This window comes from Burkholderia sp. D-99 (assembly GCF_011605345.1).
GTDB lineage: Bacteria > Pseudomonadota > Gammaproteobacteria > Burkholderiales > Burkholderiaceae > Burkholderia.
This window is the reverse complement of sequence record NZ_JAAOXM010000008.1, coordinates 119,917-143,944: the sequence shown is the minus strand read 5'-3', so window position 1 is coordinate 143,944 and position 24,028 is coordinate 119,917. Positions and strand designations below refer to the sequence as shown.

Annotated in this window: 25 protein-coding genes and 1 tRNA gene; 16 read left to right on the top strand and 10 right to left on the bottom strand. The window is 66.5% G+C overall.

From position 1 onward, the window contains the following. Positions 1-21: 21 nt before the first annotated feature. The 5 genes from HAV18_RS26035 to HAV18_RS26015 all read left to right on the top strand — a co-directional run bounded on the left by HAV18_RS26035 (position 22) and on the right by HAV18_RS26015 (position 4,433). Positions 22-1,809: an SDR family oxidoreductase gene (locus HAV18_RS26035; RefSeq protein ID WP_166961767.1), complete on the top strand. Its 1,788-nt coding sequence runs from the start codon at positions 22-24 to the stop codon at positions 1,807-1,809. Positions 1,810-1,839: 30 nt separating this feature from the next. Further along, entirely contained in the window at positions 1,840-2,745 is a 906-nt protein-coding gene (locus tag HAV18_RS26030; RefSeq protein WP_166961765.1) for a metal-dependent hydrolase, read from the top strand. Between the two features lie 79 nt (positions 2,746-2,824). Beyond that, a complete protein-coding gene (locus tag HAV18_RS26025; RefSeq protein ID WP_166961762.1) occupies positions 2,825-3,112 on the top strand; it encodes a hypothetical protein in 288 nt (95 codons plus the stop codon). A gap of 251 nt (positions 3,113-3,363) precedes the next feature. After that, positions 3,364-3,741 (top strand): DUF2917 domain-containing protein, encoded by a 378-nt coding sequence (locus HAV18_RS26020; protein WP_166961759.1) that lies wholly within the window; start codon positions 3,364-3,366, stop codon positions 3,739-3,741. A 317-nt stretch (positions 3,742-4,058) separates the two neighbouring features. After that, entirely contained in the window at positions 4,059-4,433 is a 375-nt protein-coding gene (locus tag HAV18_RS26015) for a DUF2917 domain-containing protein (RefSeq protein ID WP_166961756.1), read from the top strand. A 149-nt stretch (positions 4,434-4,582) separates the two neighbouring features. Here HAV18_RS26015 and HAV18_RS26010 read toward each other — a convergent pair whose 3' ends face one another. Beyond that, positions 4,583-4,861 carry a hypothetical protein gene (locus HAV18_RS26010; RefSeq protein WP_129515545.1) on the bottom strand — a complete coding sequence of 93 codons (279 nt, stop codon included), beginning with the start codon at positions 4,859-4,861 and terminating at the stop codon, positions 4,583-4,585. Between the two features lie 798 nt (positions 4,862-5,659). Between HAV18_RS26010 and HAV18_RS26005 the strand changes: the two genes are divergently transcribed. After that, positions 5,660-6,961: an NCS2 family permease gene (locus HAV18_RS26005; RefSeq protein ID WP_166961753.1), complete on the top strand. Its 1,302-nt coding sequence runs from the start codon at positions 5,660-5,662 to the stop codon at positions 6,959-6,961. A gap of 242 nt (positions 6,962-7,203) precedes the next feature. Here the strand turns inward: HAV18_RS26005 and HAV18_RS26000 are convergent, their stop codons facing one another. Then, positions 7,204-7,491 (bottom strand): DUF1488 domain-containing protein, encoded by a 288-nt coding sequence (locus tag HAV18_RS26000; RefSeq protein WP_166961748.1) that lies wholly within the window; start codon positions 7,489-7,491, stop codon positions 7,204-7,206. A 226-nt stretch (positions 7,492-7,717) separates the two neighbouring features. Then, the gene (locus tag HAV18_RS25995) at positions 7,718-7,993 is read right to left on the bottom strand and encodes a DUF2964 family protein (RefSeq protein WP_240674446.1); all 276 of its coding nucleotides are present in this window, start codon (positions 7,991-7,993) and stop codon (positions 7,718-7,720) included. 336 nt (positions 7,994-8,329) lie between these two features. On the opposite strand from HAV18_RS25995, the gene HAV18_RS25990 reads away from it, so the two are divergent. From HAV18_RS25990 to HAV18_RS25955, 8 genes are all read left to right on the top strand, one after another. After that, entirely contained in the window at positions 8,330-10,240 is a 1,911-nt protein-coding gene (locus tag HAV18_RS25990) for a sigma-54-dependent Fis family transcriptional regulator (RefSeq protein ID WP_166961745.1), read from the top strand. Between the two features lie 82 nt (positions 10,241-10,322). After that, positions 10,323-10,625 carry a 2Fe-2S iron-sulfur cluster-binding protein gene (locus HAV18_RS25985; protein ID WP_042977775.1) on the top strand — a complete coding sequence of 101 codons (303 nt, stop codon included), beginning with the start codon at positions 10,323-10,325 and terminating at the stop codon, positions 10,623-10,625. A gap of 58 nt (positions 10,626-10,683) precedes the next feature. Beyond that, a complete protein-coding gene (locus HAV18_RS25980) occupies positions 10,684-11,178 on the top strand; it encodes an SRPBCC family protein (protein ID WP_166961743.1) in 495 nt (164 codons plus the stop codon). 92 nt (positions 11,179-11,270) lie between these two features. Continuing rightward, positions 11,271-11,648, top strand: coding sequence for a DUF2946 domain-containing protein (locus HAV18_RS25975; RefSeq protein WP_166961740.1), 378 nt, complete (start codon positions 11,271-11,273; stop codon positions 11,646-11,648). 302 nt (positions 11,649-11,950) lie between these two features. After that, a complete protein-coding gene (locus tag HAV18_RS25970) occupies positions 11,951-12,316 on the top strand; it encodes a copper resistance protein CopC (RefSeq protein ID WP_166961737.1) in 366 nt (121 codons plus the stop codon). An 81-nt stretch (positions 12,317-12,397) separates the two neighbouring features. Further along, positions 12,398-12,844 carry a copper chaperone PCu(A)C gene (locus tag HAV18_RS25965; RefSeq protein ID WP_166961735.1) on the top strand — a complete coding sequence of 149 codons (447 nt, stop codon included), beginning with the start codon at positions 12,398-12,400 and terminating at the stop codon, positions 12,842-12,844. A 32-nt stretch (positions 12,845-12,876) separates the two neighbouring features. Continuing rightward, positions 12,877-13,050: a hypothetical protein gene (locus HAV18_RS25960; RefSeq protein WP_166961732.1), complete on the top strand. Its 174-nt coding sequence runs from the start codon at positions 12,877-12,879 to the stop codon at positions 13,048-13,050. Between the two features lie 89 nt (positions 13,051-13,139). Then, on the top strand, positions 13,140-13,769 hold the full coding sequence (locus HAV18_RS25955; RefSeq protein WP_166961729.1) for a LysE family translocator: 630 nt from the start codon (positions 13,140-13,142) through the stop codon (positions 13,767-13,769). Positions 13,770-13,808: 39 nt separating this feature from the next. Here the strand turns inward: HAV18_RS25955 and HAV18_RS25950 are convergent, their stop codons facing one another. Next, entirely contained in the window at positions 13,809-15,134 is a 1,326-nt protein-coding gene (locus HAV18_RS25950) for a leucine-rich repeat-containing protein kinase family protein (RefSeq protein ID WP_166961726.1), read from the bottom strand. 146 nt (positions 15,135-15,280) lie between these two features. Here HAV18_RS25950 and HAV18_RS25945 point away from each other — a divergent pair. Beyond that, positions 15,281-15,365: transfer RNA gene (locus HAV18_RS25945), tRNA-Leu, on the top strand. A 70-nt stretch (positions 15,366-15,435) separates the two neighbouring features. On the opposite strand, the gene HAV18_RS25940 is transcribed toward HAV18_RS25945, so the two are convergent. Next, on the bottom strand, positions 15,436-16,335 hold the full coding sequence (locus HAV18_RS25940; protein WP_166961723.1) for a LysR family transcriptional regulator: 900 nt from the start codon (positions 16,333-16,335) through the stop codon (positions 15,436-15,438). 138 nt (positions 16,336-16,473) lie between these two features. On the opposite strand from HAV18_RS25940, the gene HAV18_RS25935 reads away from it, so the two are divergent. Continuing rightward, positions 16,474-17,715: an MFS transporter gene (locus tag HAV18_RS25935; protein ID WP_166961720.1), complete on the top strand. Its 1,242-nt coding sequence runs from the start codon at positions 16,474-16,476 to the stop codon at positions 17,713-17,715. A 107-nt stretch (positions 17,716-17,822) separates the two neighbouring features. Here the strand turns inward: HAV18_RS25935 and HAV18_RS25930 are convergent, their stop codons facing one another. From HAV18_RS25930 to HAV18_RS25910, 5 genes are all read right to left on the bottom strand, one after another. Then, positions 17,823-18,020 carry a hypothetical protein gene (locus tag HAV18_RS25930; RefSeq protein ID WP_166961410.1) on the bottom strand — a complete coding sequence of 66 codons (198 nt, stop codon included), beginning with the start codon at positions 18,018-18,020 and terminating at the stop codon, positions 17,823-17,825. A 24-nt stretch (positions 18,021-18,044) separates the two neighbouring features. Next, positions 18,045-19,943, bottom strand: coding sequence for a clostripain-related cysteine peptidase (locus tag HAV18_RS25925; RefSeq protein ID WP_166961717.1), 1,899 nt, complete (start codon positions 19,941-19,943; stop codon positions 18,045-18,047). Positions 19,944-20,108: 165 nt separating this feature from the next. Continuing rightward, a complete protein-coding gene (locus HAV18_RS25920; protein WP_243771779.1) occupies positions 20,109-21,821 on the bottom strand; it encodes a glycosyltransferase family 39 protein in 1,713 nt (570 codons plus the stop codon). Positions 21,822-21,928: 107 nt separating this feature from the next. Beyond that, entirely contained in the window at positions 21,929-22,690 is a 762-nt protein-coding gene (locus tag HAV18_RS25915; RefSeq protein WP_166961714.1) for a polysaccharide deacetylase family protein, read from the bottom strand. After that, positions 22,687-23,808 carry a glycosyltransferase family 4 protein gene (locus tag HAV18_RS25910; protein ID WP_166961711.1) on the bottom strand — a complete coding sequence of 374 codons (1,122 nt, stop codon included), beginning with the start codon at positions 23,806-23,808 and terminating at the stop codon, positions 22,687-22,689. The genes HAV18_RS25915 and HAV18_RS25910 overlap by 4 nt, the downstream gene beginning before the upstream one ends. Positions 23,809-24,028: the final 220 nt, after the last annotated feature.

The following is a 24,028-nucleotide window of genomic DNA, read 5'->3' as shown; positions in this document are numbered from 1 at the left end:
TCCCTGAACGACGGACTCACGATGCAGCCTCTTTCCGACGAAGCGCCGCTGGCCCTGTTCGAATCGGTTCATAGCGAAACGGCGGTCGCCTCCGGCGACCTGACGCTCGCGGTCAGGACCTGGGGCGACCCGGCCCGCTCGCCGGTCGTGCTCGTGCACGGCTATCCCGACGACAGCAGCGTCTGGCAGCACGTCGCGCCGCTGCTCGCGCGCAAGCACTACGTGATCGCCTACGACGTGCGCGGCGCGGGCCTGTCCGGCGCGCCGAAGCGCACGGCCGACTACCACCTCGCGAAACTGACCGACGACTTCGTCGCGGTGATCGACGCGCTCTGCCCCGGCCGCGCCGTGCATCTGATCGCGCACGACTGGGGCTCGATCCAGGGCTGGGAATTCGTCACCGATCCGCGCCTTTCCGGCCGCATCGCGTCATACACGTCGTGCTCGGGGCCGTGCCTCGACCACGTCGGCTTCTGGCTACGCGAACGCGTGCTGCGCCCGACGCCCGCGTCGCTTGCCAAGCTCGGCGGCCAGCTCGTGCGATCGTGGTACGTGTACCTGTTCCACCTGCCGTTCATCCCCGAGCTCGGCTGGCGGCTGTGGCTCGGCCGCGCGTGGCCGCGCCTGCTGCGCCGGCTCGAGAAAACGCCCGTCGCGCCGCGCCCGACGCAAGCCGACGACGGCGCGCGCGGCGTGCGCCTCTATCGCGCGAACTTCATCCGCTGCCTGTTCGCGCCGCGCGAACGCTACGCGCATGCGCCGGTGCAGACGATCGTGCCGCTCGGCGACAAGTACGTGAGCCCCGCGCTGTCCGAGAACCTGTCGCGCTGGGTGCCGCAGCACTACCGCCGTGAAGTCGCGGCCGGCCACTGGCTGCCGCTCGCCGACCCGGCGCGCTTCGCGGATCTCGCCGGGCAACTGATCGACGCGGTCGAGTCGGGCAACGAACCGCCCGCGCTCGCGAACGCGCGCCGCCGCGCAACGAGCGGCCGCTTCAGCGGCAAGGTCGCGGTCGTCACCGGCGCGGGCAGCGGCATCGGCCGCTGCGCGGCGCTCGCGTTCGCCCGCGAAGGCGCGACGATCGTCGCGTGCGACATCGATCTCGCGAGCGCCGAACGCACCGCGCTGCTGATCGGGCTGACCGGTGCGCAGGCCCATGCGAAACGCGTCGACGTCGGGTCCGCCGACGACATGGAAGCGCTGGCGACGTGGGTCGGCAGCGCACTCGGCGGCGCGGACGTCGTGATCAACAACGCGGGCATCGGCATGGCCGGCGGCATCCTCGACACCAGCGCGCGGCACTGGGAGCGCATCCTGCACGTGAACCTGTGGGGCGTGATCCACGGCTCGCGGCTGTTCGCGCAGCAGATGGCCGCGCGCGGCACCGGCGGGCACATCGTCAACACCGCGTCGGCCGCCGCGTTCGGGCCGTCGCGCGACCTGCCCGCGTATGCGACGACGAAGGCCGCCGTGCTGATGCTCAGCGAATGCATGCGCGCGGAACTCGCGGAGCAAGGCATCGGCGTGACGGCCGTGTGCCCCGGCTTCGCGGAGACCGGAATCATGGCGTCGACGCAATACGCGGGCGCCAATGCACAGGACGAAGCGCGGCTGCGCAAGCGCGCGACGAAGCTGTACCAGATGCGCGGCCTGAAACCCGAAACCGTCGCGCAGGCGATGGTCGACGGCGTGCTGCGCAACCGCCCCGTCGTCGCGGTCGGCGGCGAGGCGCATGCGATGCGCTTCGTCGGCCGCTTCATGCCGTGGCTCGGCCGGATGATCGCCCGCGTCAGCATGGCATCGCATTGACGGCGCACGACGCCGCACAGGGAGACAGAGATGACCGATACCGCCGACTATCACAAGATCAAGGCCCGGCACGTGAAGTTCGACTTCAGCGACACGCCGATCACCTGGGTGCCGAACGATCCGGGCAGCACGCACATCATCAACACGCTGAACCTGCTGTTCCCGGAAGGCGAGCTGTGGTTCTGCCGCGTGTACAACAAGGCGCTGCCACTGATCACCGATGCGCGCCTGCGCGACGAGGCCGAAGGCTTCCTGCGCCAGGAAGCCGTGCATTCGCGTTCGCACGGCGGCGTGCTGAAGCACTACTACGACCGGCACGGCATCGACACGAAGCCGTTCACGCAAAAGCTCAACCGGCTGTTCACGCGCGTGCTCGGCGAGCAGCCGCTCGGGCTGAAGATCGGCCACACGCGTTTCTGGCTGCGGCAGCAGCTCGCGGTGATCGCTTCGCTCGAGCATTTCTTCGGCTATCTCGGCAACTGGGTGCTCAACGCGCACGGGCTCGACGAAGGCCGTGCCGACCCGACGATGGTCGACCTGCTGCGCTGGCACGGCGCGGAGGAAGTCGAGCACCGTACCGTCGCGTTCGACATCTACCGGCACCTGGGCGGCAGCTATCCGGAGCGCTGCGTGCACATGGCATTCGTGATCCTGCTGCTGCTCTACTACATCACGACCGGCGCGAAGTTCATGTACAAGCGCGATCCGGACGCCGGCCGCTACCCGGGTTTCGTGCTCGCGTGGTGGCAAGGCTCGCGGCGCGGGCACCTGCCGTCGTTCTGGAAGGTGATCGGCGCGGCACTGCGTTATTTCAAGCCGAGCTATACGCCGCACCACGAAGGCTCGACCGAACAGGCGCTCGCCTACCTCGAGCGCTCGCCGGCCGCGCAGGCAGCCGCGCACGGCGGCAACTGGGGCACGACGAAGGGCGCCTGAGCGCGTTTCCGGCCGGCTCGGCGGGCGGTGCCCGCCGAAATGCGTACAATCGCGGCTTCAATTTCCCGGAGGTGCCGCGATGGCCATGAAGAAAACCGATCTCGAAAAGAACAAGGCGCTCAAGCTGACGCAAGCGATGAAGCAATCTGGCCCCGCGCGTTTCGGCAAGGGCGCCGACGAAGCCGCCAAGCTCGACCGCCGCGCGCAGCGCAAGCTCGACCAGGAACAGGGCCTCGTGCCGTTCGCGTGCAAGCTCAACGCCGAGCTCGTCGAACAGCTGAAGGCACGTGCGGCCACGCACCCGGAAGGGATGACGGGCCTGCTGTCCGAGCTGCTCGTGAACGGCCTCGCGCAACGCGACGCGTAACCGTCACGTATCTCGAAATTTCCGTTGACATTGCTGCGGTGCCACGACACACTCGTTCGCATGCCTATGCTCAAGCCCAACGCCATCGCGCATAAAACACCAGTGAACGCCCACCCGCGGCGATCACCGGAGGCGCTTGTGCGTTAGCATCGAGATTCAGTTACGCATGTCACAAGGCCTCGCCGGAAACGGATGAGGCCTTTTTGTTTTGGTGCGCGTCATCCCGCCCGGCTCAACGGATGGAGATGACGATGGACCAAGCACGCCGGCTGGTTGTCTGCCCCGATCGGTGCCGCACCGATGCGATCGCATTGCCGCGGGTCGTGATGCAATTCACGGTCGCGCCGCGCAAGACGCTGGCGTGGCACGCACGAAACGATGCCGAGATCCGCGTGCACGACGCGGCGCTGTGGGTCACGCGACTGGGCAGCGTCGACGACTACTGGATACGAGCCGGCGACGTGCTGCACGTGCAGCGCGGCGATCGCATCTGGATGAGCACCGACGACGACCGTCCGGTCGAAGCATCGATCACGACCGCGTACGCGATGAGACGCGGCGCGTGGCTGGCGCGTGCGCTCGCACGGATGCGCAGCTTGCTGCGCGAACGATGTCGAAGTCGCGAATGACGAACGCGTCGCGGCACACGCGCTCATGGGTGCGCCGCGCACACTCGCCAGGCAGCCGACGCATCACCCGCGCCTATCTTGAAAATTGTCGTTGACAACGCTGCTCCACGAAGACAAACTCGTTCGCATGCCTACGTACACGCTCATCCCCGTCGCGATTCATCGATCGATGAACATTCGAAAGAATGGTTCACGGGAGGCGCTTGTGCGTTAGCAATCGAGCAGTACCGCATGTCACACAAGGCCTCACCGGAAACGGATGAGGCCTTTTTGTTCTGGTGCGCGTCATCCATCCGGCTCACTCAATGGAGAAGACGATGGACCAGGCAAGCCCGCTGTTTGACCGTTCCGATCGGCGCTGTGCCGGCACGATCGCGTTACCGACTGTCGTGATCCGTTTCGCGGTCGCGCCACGCACGACGCTGACCTGGCGCGCGCCGCAGGATGCAGAGCTGCGCACGCATGGCGCGGCGCTGTGGGTTACGCGCCCGCCGAGCGTCGACGATTGCTGGGTGCAGCCCGGCGACGTGCTGCGCATCGCACGCGGCGAGCGCATCTGGCTCGGCACCGATGCCGACCGGTCGGCCGAAGCGACGCTCACGACCGCGTACGTGCGTCGCGGCGAGCGCTTCAGGCGCACGCTCGCGCAAGTGCAACGTTTGCTCTTCGGGATAGGGAGAAGGAGCGGATGAACGGCGCGCCGTCTAGGCACGCGAGACGCGGCACGGCCGCGACCGGAAACGGACGCACCCGCGGCGTCACGCGCCGCAGGTGCGCATCGAATGACGCGGCACGCCGGTGCGTGCCGCGAGCGATCGCGCGCCGCGATGCAGCAGGTGCATCAAGTGCTGGCGGCGAGACGCGGGCCCGTGCTTCGGGGAGTGGAATCGAGCTCGGGTCGTTGCGAAGCCTGCGAGGTCACCCACGGATCGATGCCCTGCTTCTGCACCTCTTCGAGGAATGACACACGTGTGCGCCAGTAATCCGCCTGTAATTTCGCATCGATGACGCGCTGTTCGGCTGAGAACAGTTCCATGCGCGCCGTCACGAGCATCGACGCAGCGGTTTTTTCCGGCGTGGGGGCGTGTCGCATCGCCCAGCGGCTGATCCAGTTCAACATGCTGACCTCCGTGATTACGGACGAACCCGCATCGGGCAATCGCAATCGGCCGTGCCTGCCCGAACGCGCAACGGCCTTGACCGCACTTCACCGCCAGGCCTGCACGGACTGCGACTCCCCCGCGTCGGCAATTACCGGCCGGCGTGTGCATGCGCGGTGTATCTATCCTAGAAAGACTTGCCGGTTTATGCGATGGGGTCTTGCAATCTTTTACACAGAAACCACAGTCGCCCCCGCATCGCGAAATGACAGTTGCGGGCGGGACGGCTTCGGCGCACGATAGCCCGATATCTGCACCCGCCTGGACTGACGAATGGCCGCTGCACGCCGCTGCCGGGCATCCGCACCGGCCGCGCACGCGCTGCCTGCCCCGCGTTCGTGCAGCATGCGGGCGCTCCGTTTCAGTCGGATGTCATCCCGCACCCGCCACGCGCGATACACCGCGCGTGTCGCTTTGCAGGCCCGCTTTGCACGCTGTTGCGCATGCATCGGCCGGCCTCGCTCGCTTGTCCTGCTTCCGTTTCTGCTCCCGTTTCCGCCATTTCTTCCGGTTCGCTCCGCCCGAACCGGTAAAATGCGCGCCTTCGCCGCGCGGCCGGGCTGCCAGACCGTTCGCGCGCAGGCAGCCGATCGATCTTTCGATCGTGCCCTCCAACTATATCGTCCGAGCTATCCGCGCTATTACAATCCGCCGATAGCCGGGCAATAGTGGCTGGTTACAGTAAGCCGGCCGCGCGCTGCCTTTACAACAATTCGGCACAACAAGCAACACGACAACCCGACCGGAGAAACGCCTTCATGGAATCCATCAAGCGGTATTTCGGCTTCGCTGAAGCCGGCACCGACTTCCGCACCGAAATACTCGCGGGCGTCACCACGTTCCTGACGATGGCCTACATCATCTTCGTCAACCCCGCGATCCTCGGCGACGCCGGCATGCCGAAGGAATCCGTGTTCGTCGCGACCTGCCTCGTCGCGGCGCTGGCGTCCATCATCATGGGGCTGTACGCGAACTACCCGATCGCCTGCGCGCCCGGCATGGGCCTGAACGCGTATTTCGCGTACACGGTGGTCAAGGGGATGGGCTTCACGTGGCAGGCCGCGCTCGGCGCAGTGTTCATCTCGGGCTGCCTGTTCCTGCTCGTCACGCTGTTCCGCGTGCGCGAGGCGATCGTCAACGGCATTCCGAAATCGCTGCGGATCTCGATCACGGCAGGTATCGGCCTGTTCCTCGGCATCATCTCGCTGAAGACGTCGGGCGTGATCGTCGGCAACCCGGCCACGCTCGTCACGCTCGGCGATCTCCACAAGCACGACACGATCCTCGCGATCATCGGCTTCTTCACAATTGTCACGCTCGACCACCTGCGCGTGCGCGGCGCGATCCTGATCGGCATCATCGGCGTCACGGTCCTGTCGTTCTTCTTCGGCGACAACCAGTTCCACGGCGTGTTCTCCGCGCCGCCGTCGATCGACGCGACGCTGTTCAAGCTCGACATCCGCGCCGCGCTGTCGACCGGCATCATCAACGTGATCCTCGTGTTCTTCCTCGTCGAGCTGTTCGACGCGACGGGCACGCTGATGGGCGTCGCGAACCGCGCGGGCCTGCTCGTCGAAGGCAAGATGAACCGCCTGAACAAGGCGCTGCTCGCCGACAGCACCGCGATCGTCGCGGGCTCGGTGCTCGGCACGTCGTCGACCACCGCGTATATCGAAAGCGCATCGGGCGTGCAGGCCGGCGGCCGCACGGGCGTGACGGCCATCACCGTCGCGGTGCTGTTCCTCGCGTGCCTGTTCATCGCGCCGCTCGCCGGCGTCGTGCCGGCGTATGCGACGGCGCCGGCACTGCTGTACGTGTCGTGCCTGATGCTTCGCGAGATGGTCGAGGTGCCGTGGGACGATGCAACGGAAGCCGTGCCGGCCGCGCTGACCGCGCTGCTGATGCCGTTCACGTACTCGATCGCGAACGGCGTCGCGTTCGGTTTCATCGCTTACGGCGGCCTCAAGCTGCTGACGGGCCAGGCCCGCTCGGTCAAGCCGATCGTGTGGATCATCGCCGCCGTGTTCCTGTTCCGCTTCTTCTATCTCGGCAGCGAGTGACGGTTGCGCTTCGGCGCGATGCACGATGAAAACACGCCACCTTCGGTGGCGTTTTCGTTTTCGCGGAATTTCCTCTGCGATCCTGATGAATTCGTGCGGCTGCTCATTCCGGCGAGCGAGCGTGCCGGTACGGCCCGCATACGAAAATGCCGCCCGGCCCCGCCGAACGGCATCGCATGAAAGGCAACGTCTTCGCGGGCGCGGCGTTCAGCGACGCGCGCAGCAAGACGAGCGTCGTGTCGTCAGCGCCAGTTGGCCTCGTAGAAACGCACATAGCCGCTGCGCAACGTCACGCATTGCGCGCGCGTCTCCGACAGCAGGCGCCGTGCGGCCGCCTCGATACGGTCGCGGTGCTGGTCGAATGCGCCGACCATGTCCTCGAAGCGCGGCGAAGCCGCGCCGAAGTGATCTTCCAGCGCCTCGGCGGTGATCTGACATTGGACGCGCTCGCCATTCACCAACGCCGTGAACGCAAGCATCAGGTCGCGCCCCGAATACTCGGGCTTATCGTTCGTGAAATGGATTTGCATAGGAGCCGCCTCGACCGGTAGAAAACGAATGACCGCGTCCGTCGTCCGCTACCGGCCGGACGATGATGTACGCGGGCTCGCCGGCGGGTGATGGCGCGAACAATGCATGCCGGTTGACTTCCACTTTAGACGGTTTCGCGCAGGAGACAAATATTCCGGCGTGCGTCGTTCCGACGCGCATTTCATCTGATCAGCGCGGCATCCGGCACCGTTTCGGAAACCGGCGTCAGTGCGGATCGGTCGGCCAGACGTTGAGCGCAATCGCAGCCGTCGTGGCGCCCACCGCAATCGCGGCCGCCCCGTATCGCACCGCATCGGTCAGATCGAACAGCAGCCCGTGGATCGCCACGGCAATGCCGCCCAGCATGATGAAGGTGGCGATGGCCGCCAGCACGACTCTCAGTTCCGTCCGAACCATGATGCGTCTCCCGAACGGATGCATGTCGCGTCGCATGCATGTTGCAATGCGGAACACGGCGCGTGCGTGCTCCATTTCCATCATTGCAGGCGGGCATTTAAAAGCAAGGGGATTTTGTTCGCGGTCGCGCATCGCACGCGGCGCTTGTATGATGATGCGTACCCGGATGGCCGGCGTTCGCACATCGATGGTGCGCCGCACGCGGAAGCCGGAATCGGTAGAGGATTTCGGCGAGTGCGCGTGCGCCGGATCGGCCAGATTCGAGGAGCATGGGGCCTGGGTGAGCGATGGAGCGCTGACTCGGGTCGACCGCGAAGCATGGGACCTGGGTAAGCGCTAAAGCGCCAACTCGGGTCGACCGCGAAGCATGGGACAGCAGTAAGCGCTGAAGCGCTAACTGCTGTCGACAGGAGACAAGTCATGCCGCAACCCTTCGTGCTGCCCGCCACCGCGGGTCGCACCGACCTGCTCGCGCAGGCGCATGCGCGTTCGACCGCGGTCGGCCTGCGCGCGCACGAACGCCCCGATTTCTCGCCGCTGTCGCGCATCGCGCTGCGCGAACTGCTCGACACGAATCACGCACTGTTCTCGCACGCGCGCCCGGTGATGGAGAACCTCCACGCGCAAATCGCCGACACGCAAAGCCTCGTGCTGCTGACCGATGCCGCCGGCGTCATCCTGCACAGCATCGGCGACGCGGACTTCATCGAGAAAGCAAACCGCGTCGCACTGTGTACGGGCGTCTCATGGGCGGAAGGCGCACGCGGCACCAACGCGATCGGCACCGCGCTCGCATCGGGCCAGGCCGTCGCGGTGCACGGCGCCGAACACTTCCTGCGCGCCAACCACATCCTCACCTGCTCGTGCGCGCCGATCTTCGACCCGTTCGGCCGCACGCTCGGCACGCTCGACGTCAGCGGCGATCCGCGCGGCTCGAGCCCGCACACGCTCGCGCTCGTGCGGATGTCCGCGCAACTGATCGAGAATCACCTGTTCGCGAACCAGTGCGCGGAAGCCTTGCGGCTGCGCTTTCATGCGCACGAGGAATGCGTCGATTCGCTGTTCGCCGGGCTCGTCGCATTCGGCCCCGACGGCGGATTGATCGCTGCGAACCGCAGCGCACAATTCCAGCTCGGCGCGTCGTTCGACGCACTGCAGCATCAGGCCAGCGACGCGCTGTTCGGCATGCGCTTCGGCCAGCTCGCGCAGCAGGCGGCACGCGCACCCGGCGCGATGTTCCGCCTCACGCTGGCAACCGGCGTACGCGTGCTGGCACGCTGCGAATTCGCGGAAGCGCACAAGACCACCGTCGCCGTCACGCCGCCCGCGCCCGCCGCACGCGCACGCACGCCGGACCCGGAACCGGACGCGATCACGTTCGCGACGCTCGACACGGGCGACGCACGCATGGCCGCCGTGCTCGAACGCGTCGCGAAGATCCGCGGGCGCGACCTGCCGCTGTTGATCCTCGGCCAGACCGGCACCGGCAAGGAATGGCTCGCCCGCGCACTGCACCAGGCATCGCCGCGCGCGGACGGTCCGTTCGTGGCAGTCAACTGCGCGGCGCTGCCCGATTCGCTGATCGAGGCCGAGCTGTTCGGCTATGAGGACGGCGCGTTCACCGGCGCGCGCAAGCGCGGCAGCCCCGGCAAGATCGTGCAGGCCGATGGCGGCACGCTGTTTCTCGACGAAATCGGCGACATGCCGCTCGCGCAGCAGGTCCGGCTGATGCGCGTGCTGCAGGAACGCGCGGTGATGCCGCTCGGCGGCGCGCGCGCAGTGCCGGTCGACGTGCGGGTGGTCTGCGCGACCCATCGCGACCTGCGCGCGATGATCGCGGAAGGCACGTTCCGCGAAGACCTGTTCTACCGGATCAACGGGCTCGCGGTCACGCTGCCGGCGCTTGCCGCACGCACCGACCTGCCCGCGCTCGTCGAGCGGATTCTCGCGCGACTCGCGCGCAGCGAACCGATGCCGCGCCGCATCGCGGCCGACGTGCTCGACGCGTTCACGCGCCACCGCTGGCCCGGCAACCTGCGCCAGATGACCAACGTGTTGCGCACGGCCGGCATGCTGGCCGAAGACGAAGCCGAAATCACGCTCACCCATTTGCCCGACGATTTCTGGCTCGACTGCGACGACGCACCGGCCGCGTCGTCCACCGCAGCGCCGGCCGAATCGGCCGGCACGCGTGAAGGTACGACGCTGCAAAGCCATCAGGCCGCGGTAATCGACGCCGTGCTTGCGCGGCATGGCGGCAACGTGTCGGCGGCCGCGCGCGAACTCGGCCTCGCCCGCAATACCGTGTACCGGCACCTGCGCCGGCATTGACGCCAGCGGCCGGCCGACGCCGGCCGCCAGCACGTTCGGGTATGCTTGACGCGTTGCCGCCGAACCGCCGCCCGCCTCCGCCATGACCCATCCGGAACACCTTCCCCTCGTGCGCATCGAGCCGCTCGGCGCGACCTTCGATGCACCCGATTCGCTCACGCTGCTCGAAGCCGCCGCGTTCGCGCGCGTGTCGCTGCCGCGCTCGTGCCGCAACGGCACGTGCCGAAGCTGCCTTTGCCGGATCGTCAGCGGCAGCGTACGCTACACGATCGAATGGCCGGGGCTGAGCCGCGAGGAAAAGGCCGACGGCTATACGCTGCCATGCGTGGCCGTCGCGACGTCGGACCTCGTGCTCGACGTGCCCGACGCGGTCATGCTCGACTAGACGCGGCACGCGGTCGCGCGTGCCGTCCCGCAAAGGTTGATCCCGTGTGGAGAACGTCATGACCCAGCAAACCGATCGCATCGAAAAACAGGCCCTGCTCAACGCATCGCCCGACCGCGTGTGGGAAGCCGTCAGCAATTCCGGCGAATTCGGCCAGTGGTTCGGCGTAACGTTCGACGGGCCGTTCGCGGCCGGCCAGCCGCTGTTCGGCCGCATCACGCCGACCCGCGTCGACGACGATGTCGCCAAGACGCAGGAGCCCTATGCGGGTATGGTGTTCGAAATCGTCGTCGACCGCGTCGAGCCGAAGCAACTGTTCTCGTTTCGCTGGCATCCGTTCGCGATCGACCCGAATATCGATTACGCCTCCGAGCCGATGACGCTCGTCACGTTCGCGCTCGCGGCACAGGCCGGCGGCACGCTGCTCACGGTCACCGAAACGGGCTTCGATCAGTTGATCGAAACGCGCCGCGCGAAGGCACGCGAGATGAACGATCAGGGCTGGGCCGCGCAGATGACGCTGGTCACGAAATATCTGGCAAAGCACGCATAGCGCGCCGCAACGCCGCACCGCCGTGTCGACATGCGAATCGACGTGCGTGGCATAATCCGCTCCATCGTCGCCCAACCGCCGCCGCGCATCGCATGCTGAGTCGTCGCCTCCGGAAGATCGGCAGTCTGATCGGGATGCTCGCCATCCTGATGACGGCGCTCGCGCCGACGATCTCGCAGGCACTGACGACGCAGCAGCGCGTCGATACGCTGCTGGCCGGCTACTGCACGGCCGCGCCGGCCATCGGCGAGCGCGCCGCCGATTCGTCGCGCAAGAGCCTGCAGTCTCACCTCCAGGCATGCGGCTATTGCAGCCTGCTTGCCCATACGCCCGCTCTGCCCGCGCCCGAACTGACGTTCGCGGCCAACGTGCACGTCATTCAGCATCGCGAAGCGACCCGCTTCGAAAGCCTGCGCCGCGCGCTGCCGCTCACGGCCGCGCAACCGCGCGCCCCTCCGTTCGCGTCCTGATTCGTCGTCAACGCCCGTGATGCCGTAGCGCATCGCGTGGCTCGCGCACGCCGCCGGCGTGCGCGACGTGTCACGTTTCGAAGGACGATCATGTCTCACCGTGTTGCGCACAGCGTCGTGCCGTGCGTGCGGCTGGCTGCTTCCGGTTCGTACTGTCGCGCCGACATTCGCTCGCGGGCGAACGTCCGGCCGCGCGCGGTCGCACTGGCATCGGCCGCCATCGGCGCAGCTGCGACGGTGTGCGTGCACCCGTCCGTCGAATCCGTGTTGCTCCAACCGATTCGCCACTAGCACACTCGACCATGAAAACCGCTACTTTCATTCGCGGCGCACTCGCCGCCCTCGGCTTCGTCGTCATCCACGCCGCCCAGGCCCACGCGCTGCCGAAGACGCAGGAGCCCGCCGCCAACGCCACGCTTTCAACCGCACCGCACGCGGTGTCGATCGGTTTCAGCGAAGCGCTCGAGCCCGCTTTCAGCTCGATCGCCGTCACCGACAGCCACGGGCAGTCGGTCGTCGACGGGAAATCGTCCGTCGACGCCGGCAACCGGAAACGCATGCACGTCGCGCTAGCCAGCCTGAGCGCCGACACGTACACGGTCGCGTGGATCGCGGTGGCCGGCGACGGCCATCGCACGCAAGGCCACTACACGTTCACGCTGAAATGATGTTCGCGACGCGCATCGGCGTTCCGCGCCGGTCGCGTCGCCGCCGATCCCCGCTGCATCCACCCATCAGGATAACCAACCATGAAACGCTCGATTCCGACCGGCCTGCTGTTCGCACTGCTGGCGCTGCAAGCCCCCGCCACGTTCGCCGCGCCGGCCGTACAGGCAGAAAACTGCTGGATCCGTGCGATGCCGGCAACCGTGCCGTCGTCCGGCTACTTCACGCTGAAGAACGACGGCGACGCACCCGTCACGCTGACGGGCCTCGACACGCCCGCCTACGGGATGGCGATGCTGCATGAAACGCAAACGAACGGCAGCACCGCGAAGATGGTTCATGTCGAATCGGTCCAGGTGCCCGCGCACGGTTCGGTGACGTTCAAGCCGAAGAGCTATCACGTCATGCTCGAGGACCCGCGCCAGACCGTAGTGCCCGGCGCCAAGGTGCCGTTCCGGCTGCATTTCGCGGACGGCTCGACAGTGTCCGTGACCTGCGACGCCAGAGCGCCGTCGTACGCCGGCCAGTAACGTTGCGTCCGCAACGAACGAAGGAGACGAACATGAAGAACCGCCAGCCGCTGGCCGACCTGATCATCCGCTACCGGACGCCGCTGAACGTCGCCGTGCTGATCGTCTGCGGGATATGGGCCGGTTGGATCGCGTGGATGACGCGGCCCGCCGCGATCGATACGCCGCCGTCGATCCCCGCGTACTGCATGCGCGACGCACGCTGACGCGACGGTTCCGGCGCACGCCTGCGCCATTTATTGGCGTGGCATCATCGTGGCATCCCGCCCGCCGGAACCGCCTCTCGGAGCGCCGCATGTCCATTCAGACCTGGATGCTGTTTGCCGCAGCCTATCTCGCCACGACGCTGTCGCCGGGGCCCAACGTGCTGCTCGTCATCCGCAACACGGTGCGCTACGGCACGCACGGCACGGCCGCGACGATCGCGGGCAACCTCACGGCGCAAGGCGTGGTCGTGGTGCTCGTCGCGCTCGGCGTCGGCGCAGTGCTGGCCGCGATGCCGCCGCTGTTCGTCGCGATGAAGGTGGTCGGTGCCGCGTACCTGATGTTCCTGGGTGTCAGGCAACTGCGCGGCGAACGCAAGGCCGCCGCGTCGACCGGCGCGGCGGACGTCGCCGTGCCCGACCGCAGGAAGCTGTTTCGCGAGGCGCTGTTCGTGTCGGGCAGCAATCCGAAGACGATGATCTTCCTGTCGGCGTTCATGCCACAGTTCATCGTGCACGACCGCCCGCTCGCGCTGCAGTTCGTCGTGATGTACGCGACGATCGCGTGCACCGTCGTGGTCGTTCACAGCGTCTATTCGGCCGGCGTGCGCCGATTCCATCGCGGCTTCGGCATGAGCCGCGCGGTGCGTGCGCTCAAGCGCGCCAGCGGGCTGCTGTTCGTCGGGCTCGGGATCAAGCTGCTGACTGCGCGGCAGGCGTAAGCGCACGCATCTCGATATCGATCCTGCCGCGCAATCCCGTCAGCGTGTTTGCGCAGCCAGCGCGGCGGCGATCTCCACGAACGACGGCCGCGCGTCGACCTCCTCGTTCAAACAGGCTGCCGCCAGTGTGTCGAGCGCGTGCCTGCCGGCCCACGCTCGCGGCTCGCATCGATCGAGCAACTCGCCGATCAGGTAACCGAACGCGCGCACTTCGAGCCGTTCGAACCGTGCGCCGCGCATGCGGTCGTTCACGTCGTAGAGCGACGCGGCACCGAAATCGCCGAGCAACGCGCCACCGGCGCCGTCGTGCAGGATGTTGTGCGCATACAGGTCGCCGTGCATGATGCCGCGTTCGTGCAGATGGCCCGCGACCGATGCGATGCCGTGTGCGATCCGCAGCGCCGCGGCCGGCTCGAATCTCGTGCCGTCGGCATACACGTCGCGCGTGCAGGTCGCGAAGCTCGGCGGCCCCGCGAGGTTCGTCAGCGCGGGATCGACCAGCTCCATCACGAGGCCGTGCGTGCCGTCCGGGTGCCCGCGCACCTTGCCGATCACCGGGATCATGTTCGGGTGGCGGCCGGCGTGCAGGCACGCGGCCATTTCGCAATCGGGCAGGCCGTCGCTCGTCACCGCGCCCTTGAACAGCTTGACCGCGACCGCGCGCGGCGCACGGTTTTCCGCCGTCCATTGCGCGCGGTAAATCACGCCCGAGGCGCCTTCACCGAGTTTCTGCTCGCACGCGAGCGATGCCCAATCGACGTCCGCGACGCCCGGTTCCGCCGACGCCGCGGCTTCCGGTGCCGCGCCGAACGGATTGCCGGCAGCGGCGAGCCACGCAAGGCGCGGCAGGCGCAGCAGCCAGTCCGGCAGTGCCTCCAGACGATTCGCCGACAGGCGCACCAGTTCGAGCGCGCGGCAAGCGGCCATTTCCGCCGGCAGCGCGCGCAACCGGTTGCCCGCGAGCATCAGCTTCTGCAGCCGCGAGCATTCGCCGATGTCGGCGGGCAATTCGTCGATGGCGTTGTCGGTCAGGATCAGCCAGCGCAGCGCGCGCGGCAGCGATCCGCGCGGCACCGTTTGAATCCGGTTCGCCTTGAAGCCGATCATGTCGAGCTGTTCGCACGCACCGAGCACGGCGGGAAACGCGGTGAAGCGATTGCCGGATGCGAACAGGATGCGCAGGCGATGCAGGCGCGGCAGGTCGTCCGGCAGCGCGGTGAGCGCATTGCCGGTCAGGTCGAGCACTTCGAGGGTGTCGGCGAGATCGAAAATTTCACGCGGAAACTCGGTCAGCCCGCATGCGAGCTTGAGTTGCCGTGCGCCGGCGAGTTGCCCGGCCTGCAGTTGTTCGAGGGTATGTGTCACGCGAAGAAAACGGGTTGCGGTTGCGGCGATCATCGGGGCGATCGCACGAATTCTACCGGGATCGCCTTCACGCATCCGCTCATCGTGTCACACCCTCTTCACAAACGCGAAAAGTAACGCTAGAATTGCGCCCCTTGCAGTGCAGTGCCGACGTGGTGAAATTGGTAGACACGCTATCTTGAGGGGGTAGTGGCGAAAGCTGTGCGAGTTCGAGTCTCGCCGTCGGCACCAGATGCGGTTCACCGCATTTCATGCATTTACAAAAACCGCGACGGCACATGGCTTCGCGGTTTTTTTGTTTCTACCGCACGCCGTTCGCCCCATCCTCCCCCGCCAGCAACAGAAAATTCCGAACCACCGCCGACGACTCGTCGCATCGTGACGCAATGGCGAGCCGCGCACGCAGCGCATCCCCCGCCAACGGCCGATAGACGACTCCGGCAACCTGCACCTGCGTAATCGCCTTCGGCACGACCGACACGCCGAGCCCGGCCGCCACCAACGTCACCGCGGACGCCATTTGCGGCGCGGGCTGCGCCATGCGCGGCTCGAACCCGGCGGCATTGCATGCGGCGACGATATAGTCGAACAGCGCGCCGCCGGCCTCCCGCGGCACCTGCACGAACGACTCGTCCACCAGTTCCACCAGATCGATCCGCCGCCGCTGCGCCAGCCGGTGCGCAACGGGCAGCGCGACGAACATCGGTTCATCGTCCCAGTCGGAGACCCGCAACGTCGCGGCGGCACGGCGTTCCGGCCGCACGATCGCGACGTCGAGGTGCCCGGCCTCCAGCGATTCCAGCAACACGCGCGACGCGGCTTCCTGCAACGTCAGCTCGGCGTCCGGAAACGCTTCCCGAAAGCGCCGGATCAGATCCGACACTTTCGAATTGAACGCCGCCGTCCCGGTGAAGCCCACGCGCAGATGCCCGGTTTCCCCGCGTGCAGCCCGCCTCGCCGCGCGCACCGCACGCTCGGCGGCGTCGAGCACGCGGCGCGCTTCCTGCGCGAAGACCTCGCCCGCCAGCGTCAGCTCGGCGCCGCGCGCGGTCCGCTTGAACAGTTCCACCTCGAGCTCGCTTTCGAGCGCCTTGATCTGCTGGCTCAACGGCGGTTGCCCGATGCCGAGCGCCTCGGCGGCCTTCGTGAAATTCGATGCGGCCGCCACGGCCAGAAAATAGCGGAGATGTCGGAGTTCCATTCGTACGTGACCTCACGGTGCGCCGGGTCGGCTTACTAGCCAGTGGTTAAACATATCGCTGCGGTTGCTTTCATATATTGGACATATCGATGGCGGTGCGCAAGAATTCAGGCATCCCTTCGCACATCGAGTGCAGTCATGCCCTCCCCTTCACTTTCCCGCTCCCTGCCCGGCACGCAACAGACCACGCCCGATGCGCTGCCCGCCGGCGTTTCCCCGCGCTCGGCCGCATACAAGCGCATCGCGCTGGCGCTCTTCCTCGCCGGCTTTTCCACGTTCTCGCTGCTGTACTGCGTCCAGCCGCTGCTTCCCGCGTTCGCACGCGAGTTCGGGCTCGGCGCAGCATCGAGTTCGCTCTCGCTGTCGCTGTCGACCGGGATGCTGGCGGTCTCCATTCTGTGCGCCGGCGCGCTGTCCGAACGCGTCGGGCGGCGCGGGCTGATGTTCGCGTCGATGACGCTCGCCGCACTGTTCAACGTGCTCGCCGCGCTGTCGCCCGACTGGAACCTGCTGCTGGTCTGGCGCGCGCTGGAAGGTTTCGCGCTGGGCGGCGTCCCGGCGGTGGCGATGGCGTATCTCGCCGAGGAAATCGCGTCGGAAGGGCTCGGTTTCTCGATGGGGCTTTATGTCGGCGGGACCGCATTCGGCGGCATGGTCGGACGGATCGGCATGAGCATGCTGGAAGAGCACTTCTCGTGGCGCACGGCGATGCTGGCGATCGGTGTCGTCGACCTCGTCGCGGCGGCCACGTTCGTGATGCTGCTGCCGCCGTCGCGGCGCTTCGTGAAGCGCGCCGACCTGACGCTGCGCCATCACGTCAAGCTGTGGGGCGCGCAACTGCGTCACGACCGGCTGCCGTTCGTTTTCGCGATCGGCTTCCTCGTGATGGGCGCGTTCGTGACGATCTACAACTATGCGGGGTTCCGGCTCACCGCGGCTCCGTTCAACCTGAGCGCGACCGCGTGCGGGCTGATCTTCGGCGCCTACCTGTTCGGGATGGTTTCGTCGTCGAGCGCAGGCGCGCTCGCCGACCGTCTCGGACGCGCACCGGTGCTCGTCAGCGGCGTGCTCGTGTTCGCGGCGGGCCTCGCGCTGACGCTGTCGCATTCGCTCGCGGCGATCGTCGTCGGCATCGTGCTCGTCACGATCGGCTTCTTCATTGCCCATTCGGTCGCGAGCGGCTGGGTCGGGCACCTTGCGGGGTCCGCGAAAGGGCACGCCGCGTCGCTGTACCTGCTTGCGTACTATCTCGGGTCGAGCGTGCTCGGGTCGCTCGGCGGCACGTTCTGGCAACACGGCGCGTGGACGGGCGTCGCCGCGTTCGTCGCGGTACTGCTCGTGCTCGCGCTGCTGGCGGCGCGCCGGCTGGCCCGCGCGTGACGGGTGCGGCGCGGATCGCGCGCGATCCGGTCCCCGTGGCCTGCTTCAAGTACGCCACGCATCGGGCCGGTCGCGCATCGATCAGGATACCGGCACATTCTGCTGCTTCACCGCGTTGCTGCTCGCACGCGAGGAATGCCCAAACGAGTCCGCAACACCCCGACAGGCCGACGCTGCCGCTTCCAGCGCCGCGCCAAACGGCTTGCCGGCGACTGCGGCAAGCCCGGCAGGTCGTCTGGCGGTGCGGCGAACGCGCTGCCGATCAGGTCGAGTACTTCGAGCGAATCGGCAAGATCGAACTTCATGAGCTGGAGCGCGCCCCGGGCGGTTCAAGGAACCTGCTCCTCTCCGGGGGGAACAGGTTCCATCTCGGGAGACAGACGCAAGCGATTCGCCAGGTCTGCCACGGCGAACCGGAATCGATACGACTTGGGCTTCTCGATCCTTCCGATTTTCCAGCTTCCGTCCTGCGCCGCGACCGCCTTGCACACGACAGTCTCCGGGGGGGGTGGGTACCACATCGACTGGGCAGCGGACCAAAGCTGCGGCGTCAATGTCCACTTCGGGTCGATCGACGTCACATGACCGACTGCCGTGCCAAGTGACGACACGAAGCCCTCCAGAGTCATGTCACCACCCGGCCCTCCCGACGCCAGCAGGAAGCCTGTGACATCCGCGGTGGAGCCCTCGTCGCGGTACGATACCGGAATCACGAACGATGTTTCGGTATCGCCAGTTACGCCCGGAATCACCGACACGATGCAACCATTGAGCGCATACCATGGCTCCGACAATTTGGTCGAGAGCTTGCGGAAATCGCCGCCCAGATTCGTATCCCCGGCAGGTGACGCCGGTCCGATAGGACGAAATGCCACGATTTGCCCGAGGTTGTCTCCAAGCGCAGCCATCGGCACCTCTTCCTGCCAGAGCTTCGGGGAATACGCGAAAGCCTGAACATCATCGCCGGTCGCGGCTGGCGGCGAGATCTGAACGAGTACATCGAGCGCGGCCCGCAATGCCGCGCCGTACTCGCCAACAAAACTCTGGTAAGACGTACTGAAATCCAGGCTGTCGTACGTCTGCATGACGGTGGCGTTGTACGCAGCGCCTGCCGGCATGAAAATCGTCAATCCTTTCGCCAGCGACCGGTTGCTTCCCGCCCGCTTGGCGACGACGGCCTGGCTCAATGCTTTTTCGACCTCACTGCTCGCGACCGTCGGCTTCGGCAGCGCCGCAAGCTCGAGCGCCCTTGAAAACTGCACCAGATCGACCATATCGTTGACTGTCGTCCAGTCGGTATCGAACGACCGCGCATTGACGCGCGCACGTGCGATGTCCTCCACGCTGGTTCCGTTCGCATAGAGACCGCGGCCCAGTGCGTCAGCCACGCCGATGACACTGTCCAGCGCCCCCAGGTCGACAAGCGAAATCGTGAGATCCGGATTGCCTTCCGCGCGCAAGTCGGCATAGCTGTTGACGATCAGCGTTCCCAGGTCTCGGGCATTCATATCCGGCTGCGCGACGAGACCGCCAAATACGCTGGCGTAATCCCACCCGCCGAATTCAAGATCCTCGGATGCGACCAGATAGTCCGCATACGGGCGAAATGCGGCGGCAACCTCGACACTGGCCATCAGGCATGCGTCGAACCCGACCAGATCGAAGCGCTTTCCCGTGGTCGCGGTCGCGCGCTGAAACGCCTGGGTCATGTCCCGCAACGACAAATGCGGGCGCTCCTGCGCATCGTCCTCGGCCTTCGTCGTCGTTCGATAGCCAAAGCCGCCATTCGGCCCTCCCCCGTGATCGCCCAGAATGACTGCGACCCGCTTCGCCGGATACTGCCGGATACCCCATTCGAGAAAATCGCTCAACGTGGCCGATGCCGCCATGTCCTGCTGTCCGAGGTCGGCCAGCCAGGTTCGCCGCCCCTGCGAGAGCTGCCAACGTTGAGTTCGAGTCCAGTCGACGTCCTTCTGCATCCGGTCTCCACCGCCGGTTGTAACCAGGATATTCACGTTCGTACCGGCCGTGGCATTGGCCATCGCGTCAAGATCGTCTTGAAGGCTCGATGTCAAATTCGCGCCGACAAGATAAACGAGCACCGTGCGCTCGGCCGTCGCCGTTATCGATTCGTCTCCCGATCCGCAAGCGCTCATCAATCCGGACAGCGCGAACCCCACAAGCAGCCATCCGATCCGCCTCCACGTCATGCACCAGCGCTTTCCCATTGTTTTCTCCTGAAATGTACTCACCCCCGCCCTTCGCATCACGCCTCGACACGCACGCCTAACCGACGAGCGAAGCAACGATTCCAATCAGTTCCGCGACGAGCAACATCAACGCGCCGATCACCAGTACGGCGAGCCAACAACCGCGGCGTCCGCTACGCGTCGTCATCTGCGCTCCGGCACATTCGATCCTGCACGCGGCCACTCACCGTTCACCGAGCGATAAACGACGAGCGCCTCGTGCGTATCGCCAGGACGCGCGCCTTGCCAGAACGGCGCCCATGACGCCCCAGGATCCGGCACCGCACCGCGCACGCCTTGTACGATCAGCCAGCGGCACGCGCGCGCACGCGGCTCGTCCACCGGTATGTAGCGGAGTCCGGCGAAGTAATCGAGCATCGGCACCTCGGACTCGCCGAGCCCCGGGCTCGCGATGCAATCGCCCGCGTGCCACTCGCGCGCAAGCTGGACCTTCAGGTCGTCGAACACCGACCGATAACTTTTCGCTACGTCGAGCCAGGGCAGCAACAGCGTGCAGACAAGGCCCCAGGTGAGCACCACGCCGCTGGCCCACGACAACGTGCCGCGCCACGGGCCCGCGCCGCGCAGCAACGGCAACGCAGCGAGCCAGCCGACGCTCAGCGCGAACGCCCCGCAGATCGCCGCGGGTTGCAAAGGAATCGTCCAGTCAAGCGGCAGCCAGCCCCCCAACCACCCAACGATGTCGCGCGGCAGCGTGTCGCGCGTCATTGCGAACCAGACGCACCACACCAGCACCGCACATGCACCGAACAGGCTGCGACTCGCGTAATCCCACGCGGCATGCAGGCGAGCCGGCATGCGCTCGACGCTGCGCGCGGCGATGAGCGACAGCGGCCCGATGAACGGCAGGATGTAGAGTTGCCGCGACGTCGCGGCGAAGTGGAGCACGATCAGCCCGATCGCGGCGAATGCGACCGGCAGCGCGATCGACGGATTGCGCCAGCCGCGCAACACACCGCCGGCGATCGCCACGACCGCGAGCGGACCAACCGGAAACCCGACCGTCAGCAACGCGCGCCAGATGAACAGCAGCTTGTCGTTCTCGGCGCCGAGCATTGGCACCGAGAAGCCGAAGAAACGGCCGACGTTGTTGTCCCAAAACCAGACGGCGAACAGCGTTTCCGAACGCAGGTAGAGCGCCGTCGGCCAGATCAACACGAACGGTGCGCAGACGAGCGCAGCCATCGCGAGCGCACGCGCGCAGGCACGCGTGCGACACGCCGGATAAAGCACGAGCGCGACACCGAGGGTCGCGCCGAACACGATCGGCACGAACAGGCCCTTCGACATGAACGCAATCCCGATGCCGGCTCCCAGCCGCGCGGCCGCCCGGTAATCGGCATGGCCGCCGTGCACGAACCCGCCGACAAGTTCAAGCAGACCGCAGAAACCGATCGCCGCACCGGCCATCAGCGCGACGTCTGTCATCATGTCGTGCGTGTGTTTGAGCACCACGAGCGTCCCGGCGCACAGCGCGACGGGACCAAGCACGCGCGGCTCGAACCAGCGCGTCGAGCCGGTTGCCACGCGCGCCGCACGCGCGGTGAAACCGAACGCCAGCGCCGCGAAAAATGCGCTCGCAAGCCGCGCGGCGTCATGCAACGGCAAGATTGCGCCGAACAGGCGCGCGAACGCGACCGCGACCCAGTCGTACAGCGGCGGCTTCTCGAGAAACGGCGTGCCGGTGTTGGTCGGCACAATCCAGTCGCCGGAATCGAGCATGTGCCGAATGATCCCGAACGTGTAGGTCTCGTCCTGTTTCCACGGGTCGTGGCCAATGATGCCCGGCGCCAGATACGCGATTCCCAGCGCGACGAACAGCAGCACGCGCACCATCGGCCGCGCGACCCAATCCGCGTCGAATCCGGACGGTGTGCCGCGCCCTGCATGCAGCGGGCCGGCACGGCAAAGCCGTCCTGCGTTTGCAGCGGATCTGTCGCGCATCACCGGAAGAACCTCCCGAGAAAGCGCGCGACGCCGCGCCCGCCCGGCACGGCAATACGCGGTAGCAGAAACGGATCGGTACGCGCGTCAGCACGTCCGCGCACGGTTGTGGTCGCGTTCCGGAAGCCGGCTTCGATGACAAGCCGCCGTACGTTCGCGTCTAGCGCGCCATACGGATAGCAAAACGATATGATCGGGCATCCGGCCGCATCCTCGAGTTGCGCCTTCGAATGCGCGATCTGCCGCCACGCAGCCGGTGAAGGCACGTCGGACAGCGCAACATGATCGACGGTATGCGCGCCGACCTCGTGCCCGTGCGCGCGCCATTCGCGCAGCGCACCGAGATCCATCAACGCGCTCTCGGCCGTCGCGAGCCGGCGATCCCAATCATTGCTGCCACCCAGCCTGCCCGACACGAAGTAGCAGGTCGCAGTAAAGCCGAGCTCATCGAGCACGGGCAGCGCATGCTCGAACACGTTGCGAAAACCGTCGTCGAACGTGATGGCAAACAACTTCTCACGCCGCGCCTGCGGTAGCCGCCACTGCAGGTCGGTGACCGACATGCCGCGATAGCCCAGCGCCTTCAGCGCACGCATCTGGCGCCGAAACGCGCGCGGATCGACGCTCAGGCCGCGCAATACGTCTGAATGCGGCGGCAACGGGCGAATCTGGTGATACATCAGGATCGGGCCGCACACGGCGCGTTCTGCCTGCGGCCGCTCCGGCGGCGTGACCGGCGGTTGCTTCGGAGCATCGGTCATGCAGACACCGCCGTCCCGCGGATCGACGCGCGGTAAACCGAACTCGTTTCGTCGATGAACCGCGCGAAACTGAACTCGCGTTCGCTCCTTGCGCGCGCGGCGCGCCCCATCTCGGGAACACGTTCGGGATGTTCGGCAATCTCGCGCAGGACGGCGGCGATCGCTTCGGGCGAGCGCGGCGGAACGATCCAGCCGTCGATCCGGTCGTCGACGTTCTCCGGCAGGCCGCCGACATCGGTCACGATCACGGCACGACCCATCGACATCGCTTCGCGGCACGCAAACGACAGGCTTTCGTGATACGACAGCACGAACGACGCGTCGCAGGTCGCGAGAATGTCATGCGTCCGATCCGTCGGACCGACGAACGCCACGTTCGCGGCCGCGCCGCAATGCTCGACGAATTCGCGCTGCTCCTGCGACGGCCAGTCGCCTGCAAGCAGCACGCGAAACTTCGCCCGCAACGCCTCAGGCAATTGCGCAAGCGCGCTGACCAGATCGCTCCACCCCTTGTGCGGCCCGGTGCCGGCGACGCTGCCGAGCACGATGGCATCCGCACCGGCTTCGCCGAAATACCCGATTCGCCGACGCCGGATCTCGGCCTGCCCGCCTGTATCCGGCGGCAGCTGCACGCCATGCTTGATTACCGTGATATCCCCGTAGGGCGACTGCCGCTCCAGCATCAGCCGGACGTAGTCACTGACGGCGATCGTCGTGTCCGTCGCGAATCTCGCCCGCAAAAAATTGCCGATGCTGCCGGCTGCATAGGTGTTGTGTTTCGTAAAAACAACCGATGGCCGCGTGCGGCAGCCCACGAGTGCGAGCATGACCTGCCGGTGGTCGGCCGAGCCGTTGACATGGATGACGTCGAACGCAGATTGCTCGATCAGGCGCCGCAGCCGCACCAACTCGGGGAGAAATGTGCGCCAACACGGCTTGAACTGCATGTCGACGACGCGCACGCCCGGTAGCGTATCGACCATGCGCGACAGGCGACTGCCGGCCGGCGATGCGACCGCGACGCGATACCGACGGCCCAGACCAGCCGCAAGGTGATAAATATAGGTGTCGTGCCCGCCACCATTTCCGCCATGAAAGTTGGTATAGAGAATTTTCATCGGTTGTATTCTTCAGCCGGTGTCACGCACGCGCGCCCGTATTTATCGACAGGCATGCCCCTCTGTCACGCGGACGCAAGGACTGGTTTCACCCAGTTGCGCCGCGTAACGCCGCACGATTCGCAATCGAATAATTCAGGATTTACCGAGGGAAACGTATCCGACATAAACTGCATCGGTCACACGATTGTATTGACTATGTAAGATTATTTATTCCGGA